The following is a 17,382-nucleotide window of genomic DNA, read 5'->3' on the forward strand; positions in this document are numbered from 1 at the left end:
GATGCTTTCGCACCTGATTCTGGCTTTGCGGTTTCTTGTTTCCCTGGTTTTAACCCGCGCAAACGAGGCTCCCCGGTGGGTGATCCTGCGCAGCGACGACGACCCAAAACTGGGACGGAGGGTGCACGTGGGCGTTCTCGGTGCGAGGCTGCGGTTCAAGGGGACTAACCGACGGGCGGCCCACATCGATCTGGCAATCACGCTGCGGACGAGGACCGAAATCCACCATCGACTCAATCGGTCGATCTGGCAAAAGCTGGCCCAGCATGACGCCTGATCCGCAACCCTCGGATAGTCCGAGCTACCTTTCGGTTTGGCTGGAACGGTGGGGAATGGATTTCCGGTTTTCGGTGCGGTCCTTGCGCCGTGCCGCTGGATTCAGCGCGGCAGTGATCATTACGCTGACGCTGTGCATTGGCGCGAACACCACGATCATGTCGGTGTTGTATGGACTCATCTTGAAGCCGATGCCGTTTCGCGATTCGGGGCAGTTGGTGCAGGTCTATAATTCTTTGCCGAAAACCAATCGTCTGCGGGAGCGGGTCAGCATTCCCCAATATCTCGATTACAAAGCGAACGCGGATCTCTTCGCGGGTTTTGCTTTGTGGGCCACGTGGACGTTTAACATCGGCGAGGATGCCGACACGGAGCGGGGGATTGGTGCGCGGGTCACGGCGGATTATTTTGAAATGCTCGGCGTGACACCACTCTTGGGACGCTTCTACACGATGGACGAATGCACGCCTGGCAAGGATGACGTTCTCGTGTTGACCGAGAATTTCTGGGAACGAAAATTCAACGCCGACCCGACGGTGATCGGGCGAATCATCCGGCTCGGTGGACAGCCGTTCACGATTATCGGCGTGGCGCCGCGCAGTCTTGAGGCTTTCAATTCGGATACGACGGTGTTGAAGCCTTTCGAGTGGTCGCCGGTGCAGGCGACACCGCGCGCACGCTGGTCGCCGACCGCCACGCTTTACGCGCGAATCAAACCCGGCGTGGCTCACTCGACGGCGCAGGCCCAGGTATTGACGCTGGAACGACGCGCACAGGAAACGGCGCCACCGGCCATGAAGGAAGTTCTTGATCGTGGTGGGTTCCGATTGGGCGTCGTCCAAGTGCGGACGGAGCAAACGCGGTCGGTCCGCACCAGTTTGCTGATGCTGCAAGGCGGCGCATTTTTGGTTTTGTTGCTCGGCTGCGTCAACGTCGCGAACCTCATGCTCGCTCGAGCTAATGCGCGGAAAATGGAGTTGGCGGTTCGCCAGGCTTTGGGCGCGGGACTCGGCGCACTCGTTCGCCCGATGGTGATCGAAGGCCTGTTGGTGGCCACGGCGGGGGCGACGCTCGGACTCGGGCTAGCGTGGGGCAGCCTGCGAATAATCAACCGTTACACCACGGCCATCGTGCGCGAAGTTGCGCCGATCGCCCTGGATGGCACGGTGCTGACGGTGACATTGCTGAGCGCGGTGACCGTCGCCTTGCTGATTGCGCTGCTGCCAGCGCTCGCCATCTGGCGGACAAATTTGGCGCATTCACTACAGGGAGGAAATCGCGGGGCATTGGCTGGCAGTCGGACTCGGACGGCAAGCGGATGGCTCGTGGTGGCGCAAGTAGCGCTGGCGTTGGTGCTGCTGATCGGAGCGGGTTTGTTGATGCGCAGTTTTTCACGCGTGCTGAACGTCAATCCAGGGTTTGACGCCGCCCGTGTGGTTCAAGGCCGGACGGTTTTCGGTGTGCCGGGTATGAAGGGCATGACTGCGGAAGGCATCAAAACCACCCAAGACTTGATCCTCGCGCGCATGAGAGAAATTCCCGGAGTGGAAAAAATTGGCTGCATCTCCGGATTCCCGCTCAGTCCGACCATCAGTCTCACCAACATTCCGCTTCGTGGTTCGATTCCCGGACAACCTGAAACTCACGCCACCGCCGCCGGGTTGAATGTTTCGCCGGGTTTCTTCGAGGCAATGGGCATTCGATTGCTTGAAGGGCGGGATTTCAACGAAACTGACGCCACGTTCTGGCCGCGCCGTGCTTACATCATCGACGAGAACTTCGCCCGGAAATATTTTCCCGGACGCAGTGCGATCGGCGAGGCGTTCGCTTTCGGCGATCCGAAACTTCCCTCGGATCAATGGCCGCGAATCGTCGGCGTAGTGGCTTCGGCCAAACTGTTCGGGCTCGAGGATAACAGTGAAACCCCGGTCGGTTTTTCCGTGATGGGCCCTTCGGCGGGGTTTTCCATGGTGCTGCGCACCAGTCGGCCAGCGAAAGAAATTATCCCGCAGATGCGCGCGAAGCTGCGGAGTGTCGATCCCAGTGCGCCGCTTTATCATGAGGGCTCATTGGAAGAGGATCTCGATAACATGCTTTCGAATCGACGCGGCGTGATGTGGCTGCTGGGCGCTTTTGCAGGCATCGCGCTGCTGTTATCGGCCGTCGGTATCTACGGCATGCTCGCTTACGATGTCGCCCAACGCACGCGGGAGATTGGTATTCGCGGCGCAATCGGGGCTTCGCGTGGGCAAATCGTCGGGTTGATTTTAAAGCAGGGACTTTGGAAAACAGGCGCGGGCGTGCTCATCGGTTTGGGCGGGGCGTTTTATTTGAGCCGCTATCTCGGCAGCTTGTTGTTTGAAGTGAAGCCGACCGATCCATTGGTGTTCGCGGCGGTGTGTGCGCTTTTACTAGTCGTCTCTTTTCTGGCCAGTTGGTTGCCGGCGCGGCGCGCGGCGAAAGTTGATCCGATGGTGGCATTGCGTGCGGAATGAAATTTATCGGGATAATTACACTCACGTTTTTTTTATTCGTGACGAGCGGCTGTCGCCACGTCGCCCGGAGCGGAAGTAGTGTCGTAAAATTCATCGCACCGCCTGATCCCATTGCGACCAACGAAGTCGTCGGTGCGAGCATACCGTCACTCGCGCCGGCAATTCAGTATCGCGATGCGACGCCCATCGGCGAACTGGCGAATCCGGTGTTTCCTCCCGCTGCGTTGAAAGCGTTCGCCGGGTGGGCCGCCGTGGGCCTGCGCATCATTGTCGATGAAAGCGGCAGCGTTTCCTCAATCGAGCCCAGCATCCTGACGCTCTCGACGCCCGGCCCGTTTGCGGCGGAATTCCGGCGCGCCGCAGAGGACGCGATCAAGCAATGGAAATTTAAACCTGCGGAAACCCGCTATCTCGAACAAGCCAGTGCCCGGGACGGCACGACGTGGATGCGCGTCGTGCGAACCGAGAGGATGGAGCGTGTGTTCGATGTGTCGTTTACGTTTAACGAGTCCGGGCGGGTGACGTCCCGTTAATACGGGACAGGGATTAGGTTTGTTGAAACGTAACGCCGACTTTCACTCGGCGTCACTTTGCTTACCATGCTGACCCCACAGAGTTTTCGTCTTGTTGCGTTTGGATTGAGTGCGGCGCTGCCGCTCGCGTTGATTTTAAACGCAGACGAACCTGTCACGAATTCGATCGGGCTGAGATTGGTGCCGATTGCCGCGGGAGAATTTCAGATGGGCTCGACCGTGAAGCCCGCCAATTGGGACGAGCAACCGGTGCACCGCGTTGCGATCAGCCAGCCGTTGCTCATCAGCGAAACCGAAGTGACGGTGGAGCAGTTCAAACTTTTCAAGCCAGACGCGGTGCTCAACCCGGCTTACTCACCATTTGCCGCGGGCGTGAGTTGGCACGACGCGGTCGCCTTTTGCGAATGGCTCAGCAAGCGCGACGGCAAATTGTATCGTTTGCCGACCGAAGCAGAATGGGAATACGTCGCACGCGCCGGCCGTGGCGATGGCGCTGAATGGGAGAAAAAAGCAAACTCAGTCAATCCATGGGGCTTGAAAAATGTCTTCACCGGCCCGGTTGAGTGGTGCGCGGATTGGTATGGTGAATACGCTTTGAGCACGGAGCGTGATCCCGCGGGTTACAGCGCTGGCTTCACGAAGGTTGTGCGCGGCGGCTATTTGGACGAAGACGAGAAATTCAAACCGGATAATTATTTGCGGCCGTCGAATCGTGCGGCGGCCGCGCCGAGCTTCGGGCCGAACTCCGGCTCTGCACCCAACCCAGAAAAATACGGCGTGCATCGCATCGGATTTCGCGTGGTGCAGGCTGGGCCCGTGACAACGGCGTTGAAGCCGTTGGTGCCGGTGCACGCGATGCAGGGCATTAAGTTCACCACAGCGAAAGAAGCCAAGCAGGGTCCGGATCCCTCGAAACCGTATTTCCGCCGTCGCCCGATGCTGCCGATGCCGCTCGAGGGCGACATGAACTACGTGAAGGCACACCGCGCCGGTTTGCATCCTTCGTTTCTACATCACAATCACAGCCCTGGTTTCGAGGTGCTGCCGAATGGGGATACGCTGCTCGTGATTTATAGCTCCGATTGGGAATATGAACCAGAGGTTACGCTGATTGCCGCTCGGCTGCGTTTTGGCGCGGATCAATGGGACATGCCTTCGCCGTTCATCGACACGCCGGGCGCGAATGATCATGCGCCGCTGTTGTCAGTGGAAGGCGACACGCTGCGACTGTTCTGGGGTAATCCTTACGCGGAAGGACATTTTCCTTTTCAGTATATCGTTTCGAAAGACCAAGGTGCCACGTGGAGCGCAGTGAATTTTCCGCGTATCACCGGCCCGCTCGGGCGTGACCTGGATCGTCCTCAGCCCATCAATTCCACGGTGCGCGATCGCAACGGCACGCTTTACATGGCCGTCGATGCAGGCGGCGGTGGACCGCTCGGTTCGCAATCGATGCTCTGGGCCACCGACGACGAGGGCGCGACGTGGCGTGACACGCTCGGACGCACTTTCGGACGTCACACGACTTTCGTTTTAAAAAAAGACGGGAGCATTCTCGCGATGGGTGGAAAAAATTCTCACCTCGAAGGATTCATGCCGCAGGGCATTAGCAGGGATGGCGGCCGCACTTATGAGATGAGCAAGACGCCGTTCTCCGCAGTGAGTAGCGGCCAGCGGCCTTCAATTCTTCGATTGGCCAGCGGCCGTTTATTCATGGCGGGAGATTTTTATCCCTCAAAACGCATCGAAAAAGCCGCGTCGATTAAAGAAGAAGGCTCCTACGTCGCTCTGTCTGACGACGACGGCGAAACATGGCGCATTAAAAAATTACCAGGCAACTGGTCCGTGAAACGCAACGCCCCGAGCATCGGTTACTCGGTGGCGCGGCAGGCGCCGAATGGGGTGATTCATCTAATCACGTCGTCCAATCGCCCGAGCCTGCACTACGAATTGAACGAAGCGTGGATTCTCAGTGACGCGAATTTCGCCGATGACGATCCGGTCATGAACCAGAGTCGCGCGACCAAGATCGGCCAGATCAGCGAACACCGTGAAAACTACGAGAGCGGAATCCCCCGTATAACATGGAGCAGTGGCGTCGCTGACGATGGCCGCGTGCTCCTGCACGGCTTGGAAACGTGGTTCTATGCAAACGGCAAAAAACAACGCGAAGTAACCTACCGACTCGGAGTCAAAACTGGTCGTGAGATTAATTGGGCAGCGAATGGCGCGAAGGAATCCGAATGGGATCACCGCGCCGACGGCACGTCGCTCTGGCGCACATGGTGGCCGGATGGTTCGCTGCGCTCTGAATCGACGTGGAAGGATTTTCGCCTCGTCGCAGACACGGATCGTTTATTCGAGCCGGGCGCCGTGCCGCCGAAGTAAGCCGTTCGTGGCTACTCGCTCGGTTTAAAATTAAATGGAGCCTGCGTTGCGTTGTGAAGTTTGCCGTGTTGCTTCCAGAAGAGCCAGCGGGCGAGCGCGGGCATGAGCAGCATCGCGCCGAGCATGTTGAAGAAAAACAGGAAGCTCAGCAGGATGCCCATGTCGGCTTGAAATTTTAAGGCGGAGAACGCCCACGTGCCGACGCCGACCGCGAGCGCGCTGCCGGTGAACATCACCGAGGTGCCCATCGTCGCGAAGGCGAAACAAATGGCGTCTTCGAGCGATTCGCCGAGTTCAAGGCGTTCCTGAATCGCCGAGAAAAGATAGATGCCATAATCGACGCCAATGCCGACGCCGAGTGCGATCACGGGGAGCGTCGAAGTTTTCAGCCCGATGTGCAGATAAAATTTCAACGCGTAACCGAGATAGGAAACGACGACCAGCGGCACGATGACGCACACGGCGCCGCGCCATGAGCGAAACGAGAGTAAGCACAGCACGATGACCGCTGCATAAACCCAAAGCACCATGGGCGTTTGCGCCGCTTGCACGACTTCGTTGGTCGCGGCCATCACGCCAATGTTGCCGGTCGCGAGGGCGAATTTGGCTTTGTCGATCGCGTAAGCATCGCGGAATTCCTTCACGGCGGTGATGACGCGGCGAATGGTTTCGGCTTTGTGATCCTTGAGATAAATCGAAACGGGGATGACGCTGCCGTCATTGTTGAGCAGGCCGGTGGAGGTTTCGACGGGGGAAACCGCCTGCGCCAGGCTGGCCTGGTTACGCGGAATCACGCGCCACTTGAGGCTGCCTTCATTCCAACCGGCATTGATGGTTTTTGCGAGGTCGGTGAGTGCGAGCGTCGATTGCACGCCGTCGATGTTGCGCATGTGCCAGCCGAAACGATCGACGAGCGTCATGACATCGTGATCGATCACACCGTTGGGGACGGTTTCGACGAGCACGGTGATGACATCCACGCCGATGCTGAATTCCTTGGTGATGACGGCGGTATCGAGATTATAGCGGGAGTTTTGCCGCAACTCCGGCACGCCGGCGTGCAAGTCGCCGATCTGCACTTGGTGCGATTTTATCCAACCGAACACGAGTAACGCCATCGAAACGACGATGATGACGATCGAACTGCGTGGGCCGGTGGTGAATTTCGTCAAGCGGCGCCAGTAAGGTTGTAAAGCGAAGCGCCGGAAGTTCACGCGGCGACGAAAATCCGGACTCATCTTCACATACGACACGAGCACCGGCAGAAGAAAACGATCGGTGAAAATGATCAGGAAAACGCCCAAGCTCGCAGTGATCGCGAGTTCCTGAATCGTCGGGACGTGCACGAGGTAAATGGTGCTGAAGCCCACCGTGCCGGTGAGAATCGCGATGCAACCCGGCACGAAGAGATTGCTGAACGAGGCGCGCGCGGCCGCGACTTCGTCTTTGCCCATGTTAATCTCGTAACGAAAAGAGCGCAGCATCTGTGTCGCGTGGCTCAGCGCGATGGCGAACACGAGGAAAGGCACGAGAATCGAGAGCGGGTCGATGCCGAATCCGAGAATGTTCAGGATGCCGAATTGCCAGACGACGGCGCACGCTGACGTCAGTAGCGGCAGGATCGTCAGGACGAGCGACTGAGAGAAATAATAGAGCAGCAGCGCGGAAATGATCAGCGCGATACCGAAGAAGACTAACACGCCCTTGGCGCCATCGGTGATGTCGCCGATGACTTTGGCGAATCCGATGATGTGGACGCTGATGTTTTCAGTCTGATATTTTTCGCGGATTTTTTCCTCCAACGCCGCGGATACTTTGGCGTAGTCGAGGTGCGCTCCGGTTTGCGGATCGACTTCAAGGAGCGACGCGATGACGGCCGCTCCTTTAAAATCACCGGCGACGAGCATGCCGACCCGGCCGGATTTGATGACGTTCTGGCGAACCTGACTCAGCCCTTCCGGCGTCGGCGCGAAGTCGGCGGGAATGACGTTGCTGCCGATCAGGCCGTCTTCGACCACTTCGAGAAAGCGCACATTCGGGGTGAAAATCGAAGTGACCTGGGCGCGGTCAATCCCGGGCAGATAATATGTTTCGTCGGTAACCGCTTTGAGTGTTTTGAAAAATTCCGGTGTGAAAATGTCGCCGTTCTTTGCGACGAGCGCGATGACGATGCGGTTGGCGCCGCCGAACTGCGTGCGGTGTTTCTTAAAATTTTCGATGTATTCGTGATCCGTCGGCAACTGCTTGTCGAAACTCGCATCGATGCGCGTGTGCGAGGCAAACCAGCCGAGCACTGCGGTGACGACGACGAAGACAGCCAACGTGACGTTACGGTGGCGGAAAATGAGTTCTTCGAGGCGGGCGAGCATGTTACTGGGGGAGTGTGAGGCGCACCGCGCCCGCTTCGCCGACGGTCACCAGGGTGCCATCTGCCGCGATGATGAGATCGGCCACGCTGGTGCCGAAGCCGTCGGGTTTCCACGTGGTGAATTTGAATTCGCCGTCGCGACCGATGAAGAAATTCCCGCCAATGCCGGCCAGGATCACCGTGCCATCCTTGCGCACCGTGCCGCCCATGATGAGCACTTTCACGGCAGCCTGTTCGGCATTCCACGTGGCACCACTGTCGGTCGAAACGAAAATATTTCCGCGCAATCCGTAAGTGATCAAGCGGCTGCGATCGATGGGAATCACACCGTAGAGCGAACCTTCGTAGGGCACCTCGGCGCGCGACCATTTCACACCGCCATCGCGGGAAATGAGCAGCGTGCCGGATTCGCCGGCGAGGTAGAGCCAACCGGCGCCATCGCGCGTGAGACGGTTGTAATGGACGTCTTCCTCGCTCGGCCGGGAAGGGGTCCACGTTTTGCCGCCGTCGGTGGTGAGAAGAAATTTCCCGTAGGCGCCAACGATGAAACCGCGCTGGGCGTCGAGGAACAGCACATCGAGGAAAATCGTTTCGAGGTCGTGGCCGGCGTCCTGCCGTTGCCAGGTTTTGCCGGAGTCGGCGGTGGCGAGAATGACGCCGTCGTGGCCGACGGCCCAGCCGTGTTGCGCGTCGGGAAAGGCGACGGCGGTGAGCAGCGCGCGCGTCGGCGTGAGACTTTGGGTCCACGTCTGGCCGTTGTCGTGCGAGATAACGACGTGGCCGCGTTCGCCGACGGCAACGAGCGAATTGCCGGCCGTTGCGATATCGAGAAGCAGTGATTTTGCAGCGAGCGGCGCGAGTTCGGAGGTTTCGGCTTTGGCGGCGGAAGGACTGCACGCGAGCGCAAGCACCAACGTGAGGACGGCGAACAAAAAACGCATCAGGAATGAGAAGGAGTTTGCGCGACTACGGAACGCAAGAAAAAGGGCGGCTCGGGTGAGAGCCGCCCCTTCGCGGAAGAACTAGCGGACGCCTTCCTGACGCAGGCGGGCGGCGGTGTAATCACCGGGCGTGCGGCTCAGGCTGAAGTCATACATCTTGTTATTGTTGTCCAAACCGATGGCGAGGTAGCGACCGGCGCTGAGATCGGTGTGCACCTCAAGCGTGCTCCAGAACACCTGCGCATCGTAGTAGTTGATGCAGTGAGCTTCCGAGACGCGGTAGAGTTCCTTGTCCTTGTATTGGTCGACGGCGAGGATCTGCCAGCTGTCTTCGTCGATGTAGAACGTGCGGCGCGCGTAGAGGTGGCTTGTGCCGGATTTCAAGGTCGCGTCGACGACCCACACGCGATGCAGCTCGTAACGGGTGAGGTCTTGGTTGATGTGCAGCGGCTTGAGGATCTCGTCGTTCTTCAGGCCTTTTTGGTGAAGCTTGTAGGAGTTGTAGGGCACATACATTTCCTTTTTGCCGACGAGCTTCCAGTCGTAGCGATCCGGCGCACCGTTAAACATGTCGAACTGATCCGACGTGCGCATGTTGTCGGCAGCGGTGCCGGGATTGTCGTATTCGACGGAAGGCGCGAGACGGACGCGGCGTTGGCCGGCATTGTAAACCCAGGCGCGGCGCTTTTCTTTCACCTGATCCATCGTTTCGTGAACAACAAGAATCGTGCCGGCGAGACGGGCTGGAGCGACGACCGCCTGCTTGAAGAAAATCAACACGTTATTCATTTCCTGCTCCGTGATGCCTTCGCGGACGTAATTGAAGAGGAATTCGTCTTCGAACTCGACGGTGCTGTAGCTGCCGTTGCGCTGGGGTGCGGCCTGGCCGATGTTGCGCGTGGCGGCGACCCCGCGGTAACGCGTGAGGTGATTCCAAATCACTTCAAGTCCGTTCTGCGGAATCGGAAATGGCGTGCCGATGACTGAGCCCGTGATGCCGTTGCCGTCGCCCGTAAGGTTGGCCGTCGCGGCGTTTTGCTTCGTGGCGTCGTAGATGCGTTGTGGATTCGACGCCGAGCGATGGCTCGCGTAGACCGGCATTTTGTAGGTCGGATACGCTTTCAACAACGCGAGGTGACCGGCGGTGAGTTTGTCGGCATATTGATCAGCGTTGGCGGCGGTGATCGTAAACTTTACGGAGTCGCTCGCGAACGGATCAGGATGATGATCGCCCGCTTTGTAACCGGCGGGAATCGCGGGTGTGCCGCTCCACGCGGGAATGGCGCCGTCGGCGCTGCCGGCTTTTTCGCCGCCGAGCGGGGTGAGGTCGTTGCCGAGGCGCGAGGCGTCAGCGGCGGAAATCGCGGCCTGGCTGACGAGGGCGGTGGAGAGCAGGGCGGAGAGCAGGAAAAATTTCTTGTTCATGGGAATGAATTTTAACGGCGATTAGAACGAGTATTTAAGCGTGGCCGAGACGTAGTCGCGGTCGCCGAGCAGGTTGTAGCGGCCGGCGCCGGAGAAATCGACGTAGCGCAGTTCGAAGGCCCACGCATTCTGGAAGGTGAAGTCGGCGCCGACTGTGATGGTTTTGCGACCGTGGCGGAAATTGCCGAGCGGGAGCGGCGTGTTGCCGCCGACGTCGTGCGCGAATACGAGGAGCGGCGAAACGTTCACGCCGGCGAAGGCGTTGTTGTAGTCGAGACGAGCGACCGCTTGGTAACCCCAGGAGAACTCGTCGGCGAACGCATCGGCGGGTTCGCTGCCGGCGGTGGCGTTGCCCGTGGCGGTCATGGCGGCAGCGTTGCCACCGGTGAAGGTGCCTTGGCCATCGTAGCGCAACGTGCCTTTGGCCGGCAGGTCGGCGTTAACGAAACCGGCTTCGACGAGGAGCGTGCTTTGGTCGGCACCGAGAATGCCGCGACCGACGCGCGTGGCGGTGATTTGCCCGGTGTAAACTTTGTGGCGCGTGTAGCCGGGGATGTAGGTGTTCAACTGGCCGGCGTAGTTGCCGATCTGGTTGTTCGGTCCGAAGGTCGGATTAATCGCGGAGATCGCGGCGAAGAGCAGTTCGACGTCGTCGATTTGCAGCGGTTGGTTAGAACGATAGCTCAACTCACCTTGGAGCGCGATGCCCTTGAGGTTGGTGTTGAAGCTCACTCCGGTCATGTGGATGTCCTCGGGGAATTCGATGAGATAATTGCCCGTCGCGGCGGCGATAAAGAACTGTTGTTGCAACGCTTGCGAAGCGGCGCCCTGCGCGGTCGGGTAGAACGGTTGCAGCGCGGCGGGAAGTGCAAGCGGGGAAACGTTGGTCAATGCGGCGCCGACCAGCGTTTGAATCGCGCTGGGCACGGCGGCGGCACTACCGAGCGCGGTCGCCAGACCGGTGGTGAACGTGGCGTTCGCGCCGAGACCGGCTCCAGCGACTTGTGCGGCAGCCGTGCCATTAATCGGGGTGGTCGGCGTGCGCGCGGAGATCGCGGGCAGGCGGCTGTGGTAATTCATGTAATACAAACCGAACTCGGTGTTGTTCAGTTTTTCGGCGAGGTAGCGCAGGTTAACGCCGTATTGGCCTTCGGTGTCAGGCTCGTTGTCAGGGCCGCGCACAATGGGACCAAGTGCCGAGGTGTCGGGGATCGCGCCGAAGCCGAGGTAAACTTTTTCGCCGCCCTTCGCGACAAAATCGTTCGTGCTGAAATAAGTTCCCGGCGGGTCGACGCGCGTGCGATCCCATTCGAGCAGGTAAAACGCTTCGGCGGTGAGGTTATCGGTGAGGCTGAGCGAGCCGGACACCATGTTCAGCGGCAGCAGCGCTTCTTTGAGTTCCGAGCCAGGCGTGCGGAGTTTCGCGACGTCGATCGGATTCACGGAGTTTACACCGTTCGGGATGAACGTGCTTTCGCCCCAGCTGAGCACCTGACGGCCGACGCGCAGGCTCGCGGCTTTGCCCGCGACGGTCGGATTAAAATATACGTAGGCGTCGAGCAGTTCGCCGCCGCGGGCGACGAGTTTGCGCGCTTCGGAATTCAGCGGCGTGCGATTACGATCGCCGTCGGCGTTTTCGAAATCGTTGAAATAATAACCGCGCACGAACAGGCCGGCGTTCTTGTAATCGATCTGAAGGTCGTGGTTGGCCTTGGCGAGCAGCGACGCGATGCCTTTGCGGTAGTTGAGATTGCCATCGTCGGCGTTGACGGAGCGTTGCTGGCCGGGGACGCCGTTGAACGTGCTGCTGAGGCCGTAGTATTGCGGCTCCGGTTCGTTGAGCCGGTAGAGACCGCCGAAAGAAAGGGTGGTGTCGAACGAGCCTTTGGCGTCGCCGAGTTCGAAGACGAACGCGCGCGCGGCGGGCGCGAGTCCGAGGGCGAGCGCGAGGCCGGCGACAGCCGACACGCGGAGACGTGTAACGATAGCTTTGCTTGAATGCATAATGAAGAAACGACGACAGCCTCACACGAGGCGGGAATGATTGATGGGGTAAAACAAGCCTGAAGCTTGGTGTTTGCTGGCCGGATGAAGAGTTTTTCCGGCAACGACTTCAAGGGCGAAAGCTTACCGCGGCGGCGACTTTCTTTTTGACATTAGCCCTTTGACGCCCGCGACAAAACGGCAACGTTGAACGCTCGATGGACGCCGCCTCGCATATCCACATCAAAGGAGCCCGGGAACATAACCTGCGCGACTTGGAGCTGCGCATCCCACGCGGAAAACTCGTGGTGATCACGGGCCCGAGCGGTTCCGGCAAATCGTCGCTCGCATTCGATACGATTTACGCGGAGGGCTACCGCAAATACATGGAAAGTCTTTCGGCGCAGGCGCGACAGGTGCTCGAGCAACTGAAGCGGCCCGACGTGGATTTCATTCACGGACTTTCGCCGGTGCTCGCGATCGAACAGCGCACCGGCGGGGGGTCGCCGCGCAGCACGGTGGCGACGGTGACTGAAGTCGCTGACTACGCTCGCTTGTTGTGGGCGTTGTGCGGCGAGCAACGTTGCCCGAAAGATGGCGGGCGCGTGCAGAAGCGTTCGCTCGACGATTGCATTCAACAACTGCTGAGCGACGCGCCCGGTGAACGCGCCATTCTGCTCGCGCCGATGATGAAAGCGAAACCGTCGGTGCTGCGCGACGAGGTGCCGCGGTTGCGTCAGCGCGGGTTTCAGCGCCTGCGCATCGCGGGCGAAATCAAATCCATCGACGAACCGAAACTTGTGCCCGCGGGTTCCGAGGAGGTGCAGGTCGACCTCGTCGTCGACCGCGTGGTGATTAACGCCGACCAACGCAGCCGCATTGCCGACTCGCTTGAACTCGCGTTTCGTGAAGGCCAGAATCGCGCGATCGTGCTCGTGCAAAAAACGAGCGACGCGCCGTGGCGCGAGATTCCGCTGAGCCAAAATCTGAGCTGTGTGATTTGTGGTGACGTTTTCGATCCGCTCACGCCGCGGCATTTTTCGTTCAACCACGCCGAGGGCGCGTGCGAGACGTGCGGCGGATTGGGACGCCAACTCGCGTTTAGCGAAGATCTGATCGTGCCGAAGACCGACAAGTCGGTGCGCGGCGGCGCCATCAAGCCGTGGCGCATCGGCGGGCGGAATCTCATTATCCGCCACAACTCGATTTTGAAGCAACTCGCCGAGCAGTTGCCGTTTGATCCCGAGGTGCCGTGGGAGGAATTGCCGGAAGCAACCCGTCGCGTGTTGATGCACGGCGCGGGCGAGCGGCTGTTCACGTTCAAAGCGCGCAAGTCGGCGAAGGCGGAGGCGCAGCCGTTCAAGGGAATCATCGCGATGCTCGATGATAGCCGGCGCGAGTCGTCTAGCGAAGGCTACCGCGCGCGATTGACGACGTTCATGTCGAGTGGCGAATGCCCGGCATGTCATGGGTTGCGGCTAAATGCGCGCAGTGCCGCCGTGCTTGTGGCGGATAAGAACTTCGCGGAATTCTCGACCTTCGATATTCGCAGATCGCTGGAATTTGCGCAGGGCGCGCGCGCGAAATTACCCGATACCGACGCAGTGCGGGAGGTCGTCGGTGGCGTGGCGCAAAGGCTGCATTTTCTCAGTGAAACCGGGCTGGGTTACCTGACCTTGGATCGTGAATATCCGTCGCTTTCGGGTGGCGAAGCGCAACGCGTGCGTCTCGCGACTCAACTCGGCATGGGACTCGTCGGCGTGATTTACGTGCTCGATGAACCGAGCATCGGCTTGCACCCGCACGACAACCAGCGGCTGCTTTCAACGCTGCGCGAACTGCGTGATCGCGGCAACACCGTGCTCGTGGTCGAACACGATGCAAACACGATGCGCATCGCCGATGAGTTGATTGAAATGGGGCCGGGCGCGGGCACGGAGGGCGGGCAGATTCTGTTTCACGGCACCCCGGAGGAGTGTGCGAAATTGCCGGCTTCGTCTTCGCGCACGGGCGCCTATCTGGCGGGAAAATTGACGGTCGAGCGCGAAGCCAAATTGCGTGCGCCCGACGAACGGTGGCTCGTCGTGAAAGGCGCGGCGGAGCACAACTTGAAGAATGTCGAAGCGCGTTTTCCGGTCGGCTTGCTCACGGTCGTGACGGGAGTTTCGGGTTCGGGAAAAAGTTCGCTCGTGAACGACATCCTCGCAGTCGCGGCGGCACGGAAACTCAACGGGGCGACGAAAACTCTTCCCGGTAAACACCGCGGCTTGAGCGGTCTGGAATTTTTTGAGAAAGCCGTGCAGGTCGACCAGGAGCCGATCGGCCGCAGTCCGCGTTCCAATCCGGCGAGCTATGTCGGGTTGCTGGATTTGTTGCGCGACTTGTTTTCAAAACTCCCGCTTGCAAAAGTGCGCGGCTACAAGGCAAACCGGTTTAGTTTTAATGTGCGTGGCGGTCGTTGCGAACGCTGCCAGGGCGATGGCCAGATCAAACTCGATATGCAATTCATGGCCGACGCCTACGCGCCGTGCCCGAGTTGCAACGGGCAGCGTTTCAACCGCGAGACGCTCGAAGTGCGTTTCCACGGCAAGAGCATCGCCGATGTGCTTTCTCTCACGGTGCGCGAGGCGCTGGAGTTATTTCGGGCGATTCCGAAAATCGTCGAAAAACTCGCGACGCTCGACGCGGTCGGCTTAGGTTACGTGCAACTCGGTCAATCCGCGACCACGCTTTCCGGCGGCGAAGCGCAACGCATCAAGCTCTCGCTCGAACTGAGCAAACGCGAGCAGGGGACGACACTCTACATTCTCGATGAGCCGACGACGGGCCTGCATTGGACAGACATTCAGCGGTTGATGGATTTGCTATTCAAACTGCGCGATGCGGGCAACACGCTCATCGTGATCGAGCACAACACCGACGTCATTAAACTCGCGGATTGGATCGTCGATCTCGGCCCTGGCGGCGGCCCGGATGGCGGCGAAATTGTTTACGCGGGATCGGTTGCTGGTTTGGCGAAAGCGCCGCGGTCAGTGACGGCGATGGCCTTGCGCTAAAATCTAGGATTTATGGGAGTTGCTGCCGGTGGCGGCATAGGGGAGTGACCTGATTTGCGAGTCACGGCGCTGAATCATGAAACCTGTTCGCGATTCGGCAGGTCGGTGAGCGCTATATGTTAACCCAACCTACCATGAATAAAAAAATCCTCTCCCTCATTGCGGCCGGCGCGATCACTTTTCTCGCGGCTTGTAGTAGCCAAAATCAAAATACCACCCGCGGTGCCGGCGTAGGCGCGGGTGTCGGTGCGGTCATCGGTGGTATCATCGGCCATCAGTCCGGTGAAGCCGGTGCAGGTGCCGCGCTCGGTGCGGCGGCCGGCGGTCTCGCGGGCGGTGCCTACGGCAAGAGCAAAGACAACCAAGCCTACAACAATCTCCCGCGCGACACGCACGGCTACAACAGCGACGACTATTATCGCATGTTGAACTCTGACGAAAAGAAGATGCTCGAAAAGCGTGCTGCCGGTCGGACCGATATGCCGCTGACGATGTATCTCACCGAGGTTGAGAAGGAAAATCTCCGCCGTCGCTCGACCGGTCAAAACGAGATTGGTCGCTGAGCGCGTGTAGTCGTTAAACCAGCAAAACAAAAGCCGCGTGAGTTTCACGCGGCTTTTTTAATGGCCAGGTTTTGAAGAAGAAAGGTTAGCGATTGGGCGGATTGATGTGCCCGTATTCGCCAGCGTTCGCTTGTTCTCCGGTCACGATGGCTGCGGCCATCTTGAATAGAGAAATGACTTTCCCCGGGCCTTCCCAGAAATCGATCGCTTCAATCTTTACCCGAAGCAGCGCGATTCGCGTATCGTTCGGTCCTTCAGGAAACCAGGCTTTCAAGATTGGGCTCCATAGTTCGTGAATCTTTGCGCGGTCGTAGGACAGGGAAGCGCGACCACTGACCGAGAAGAACGTTTCGCCGTCGGCACTGGCATAGGAAACATTCACGCGTGGATTACGTGCGATCTCGTCGACCTTGAGCGTGTCGTCGCCCGTGAAAAACCACAGGTCGCCTTCCGGGCCAACTTCCTGAGGACTCATCGGGCGGCTGTGCAAGGTGCCGTTGGGTGCGACCGTGGTTAACATTGCGATGCGAATCCCTTTGGAGAGTTCGCGGAATTTCGCAAACGGCTCAGTGCGGGGCGGTGGTGTCGTAGTCGAAGTGTTTTTCATGGTGCGACACTTTACTCTGTTGCGACGAGTGATGCCATGGGGTCTGGGCATTGACCATGCATACGGGTTTGTCCGGTGAAAATTGAGATTCCTGCAACTTCGCGCGAGCGCCGCGTGTGATGAATACGTAACCGAATTCTCCACTCAAATTATCCTCCCCATGAAAACCCTCATTCGTTCCACCCTCGTTGCCGCTGCGGCTTCTTTTGCGCTCATCACCTCCTCGTTTGCGGCGGACGCCGACAACAACGGTGCCATCGACATCGGCCAACTGATGCCGGCGGCCAGAGGTGAGTTCGTCGAAGTGAACATCTCCGCCGCGATGCTCAAATTTGCCTCGAAACTCGCCTCGCGCCAAGAACCCGATGCCGCCGTGTTGATCGCCGGTTTGAAATCCATCCGCGTAAACGTCGTCAGCATGGACGATTCGAATCGCGACGACGTGGTGAGCAAAATCGAAGCGGTGCGTCGTAAAATCGAAGGTTCGGGCTGGACGAAGATGGTCACCGTCCGTGACTCGAAGAACGGCGACAATGTCGACGTGCATGTGAAGCAACGCGGTGAAGACGCCGTCGACGGTCTCGTGGTCACGGTCATCGACCGCAAGGGCGAAGCGGTTTTCGTGAACATCGTCGGCAATATCGACGCCGACCAGATCGCCAAGATTGCGGATAAATTTGAAATCGAGCCGCTCCGCAAAATTTCCGGCAAGGTGAAGAAGTCCAAAGCCGATACCGAAGTTTAAAC

11 protein-coding genes are annotated in these 17,382 nt (G+C 59.1%); 6 read left to right on the forward strand and 5 right to left on the reverse strand.

Annotated elements, in window-relative coordinates; translation table 11 throughout:
- The first annotated feature begins 332 nt into the window (after positions 1 to 332).
- The 3 genes from ACRRQW_RS17550 (at position 333) to ACRRQW_RS17560 (ending at position 5,692) form a co-directional block, all read left to right on the forward strand.
- The gene (locus ACRRQW_RS17550; RefSeq protein ID WP_438483299.1) at positions 333 to 2,771 is read left to right on the forward strand and encodes an ABC transporter permease; all 2,439 of its coding nucleotides are present in this window, start codon (positions 333 to 335) and stop codon (positions 2,769 to 2,771) included.
- A gap of 38 nt (positions 2,772 to 2,809) precedes the next feature.
- Positions 2,810 to 3,304 (forward strand): hypothetical protein, encoded by a 495-nt coding sequence (locus tag ACRRQW_RS17555; RefSeq protein WP_438482910.1) that lies wholly within the window; start codon positions 2,810 to 2,812, stop codon positions 3,302 to 3,304.
- A 66-nt stretch (positions 3,305 to 3,370) separates the two neighbouring features.
- A complete protein-coding gene (locus ACRRQW_RS17560) occupies positions 3,371 to 5,692 on the forward strand; it encodes an SUMF1/EgtB/PvdO family nonheme iron enzyme (RefSeq protein ID WP_438482911.1) in 2,322 nt (773 codons plus the stop codon).
- A gap of 11 nt (positions 5,693 to 5,703) precedes the next feature.
- Here ACRRQW_RS17560 and ACRRQW_RS17565 read toward each other — a convergent pair whose 3' ends face one another.
- The 4 genes from ACRRQW_RS17565 to ACRRQW_RS17580 all read right to left on the reverse strand — a co-directional run bounded on the left by ACRRQW_RS17565 (position 5,704) and on the right by ACRRQW_RS17580 (position 12,430).
- Positions 5,704 to 8,061 carry an efflux RND transporter permease subunit gene (locus tag ACRRQW_RS17565; RefSeq protein ID WP_438482913.1) on the reverse strand — a complete coding sequence of 786 codons (2,358 nt, stop codon included), beginning with the start codon at positions 8,059 to 8,061 and terminating at the stop codon, positions 5,704 to 5,706.
- A 1-nt stretch (position 8,062) separates the two neighbouring features.
- A complete protein-coding gene (locus ACRRQW_RS17570) occupies positions 8,063 to 9,001 on the reverse strand; it encodes a WD40/YVTN/BNR-like repeat-containing protein (protein ID WP_438482915.1) in 939 nt (312 codons plus the stop codon).
- An 81-nt stretch (positions 9,002 to 9,082) separates the two neighbouring features.
- Positions 9,083 to 10,426, reverse strand: a complete 1,344-nt coding sequence (locus ACRRQW_RS17575) for a DUF1329 domain-containing protein (protein WP_438482916.1) — start codon at positions 10,424 to 10,426, stop codon at positions 9,083 to 9,085.
- 21 nt (positions 10,427 to 10,447) lie between these two features.
- The gene (locus ACRRQW_RS17580) at positions 10,448 to 12,430 is read right to left on the reverse strand and encodes a DUF1302 domain-containing protein (RefSeq protein WP_438482917.1); all 1,983 of its coding nucleotides are present in this window, start codon (positions 12,428 to 12,430) and stop codon (positions 10,448 to 10,450) included.
- A gap of 197 nt (positions 12,431 to 12,627) precedes the next feature.
- Between ACRRQW_RS17580 and uvrA the strand changes: the two genes are divergently transcribed.
- The gene (uvrA, locus tag ACRRQW_RS17585) at positions 12,628 to 15,465 is read left to right on the forward strand and encodes an excinuclease ABC subunit UvrA (RefSeq protein ID WP_438482918.1); all 2,838 of its coding nucleotides are present in this window, start codon (positions 12,628 to 12,630) and stop codon (positions 15,463 to 15,465) included.
- Between the two features lie 134 nt (positions 15,466 to 15,599).
- A complete protein-coding gene (locus tag ACRRQW_RS17590) occupies positions 15,600 to 16,028 on the forward strand; it encodes a glycine zipper domain-containing protein (protein WP_438482919.1) in 429 nt (142 codons plus the stop codon).
- An 85-nt stretch (positions 16,029 to 16,113) separates the two neighbouring features.
- Here the strand turns inward: ACRRQW_RS17590 and ACRRQW_RS17595 are convergent, their stop codons facing one another.
- Positions 16,114 to 16,635, reverse strand: coding sequence for a pyridoxamine 5'-phosphate oxidase family protein (locus ACRRQW_RS17595; protein WP_438482920.1), 522 nt, complete (start codon positions 16,633 to 16,635; stop codon positions 16,114 to 16,116).
- A 160-nt stretch (positions 16,636 to 16,795) separates the two neighbouring features.
- Between ACRRQW_RS17595 and ACRRQW_RS17600 the strand changes: the two genes are divergently transcribed.
- Positions 16,796 to 17,380 carry a DUF4252 domain-containing protein gene (locus ACRRQW_RS17600; protein WP_438482921.1) on the forward strand — a complete coding sequence of 195 codons (585 nt, stop codon included), beginning with the start codon at positions 16,796 to 16,798 and terminating at the stop codon, positions 17,378 to 17,380.
- Positions 17,381 to 17,382: the final 2 nt, after the last annotated feature.

This window comes from Oleiharenicola lentus (genome assembly GCF_051660365.1).
Taxonomy (GTDB): Bacteria; Verrucomicrobiota; Verrucomicrobiia; order Opitutales; family Opitutaceae; genus Lacunisphaera; species Lacunisphaera lenta_A.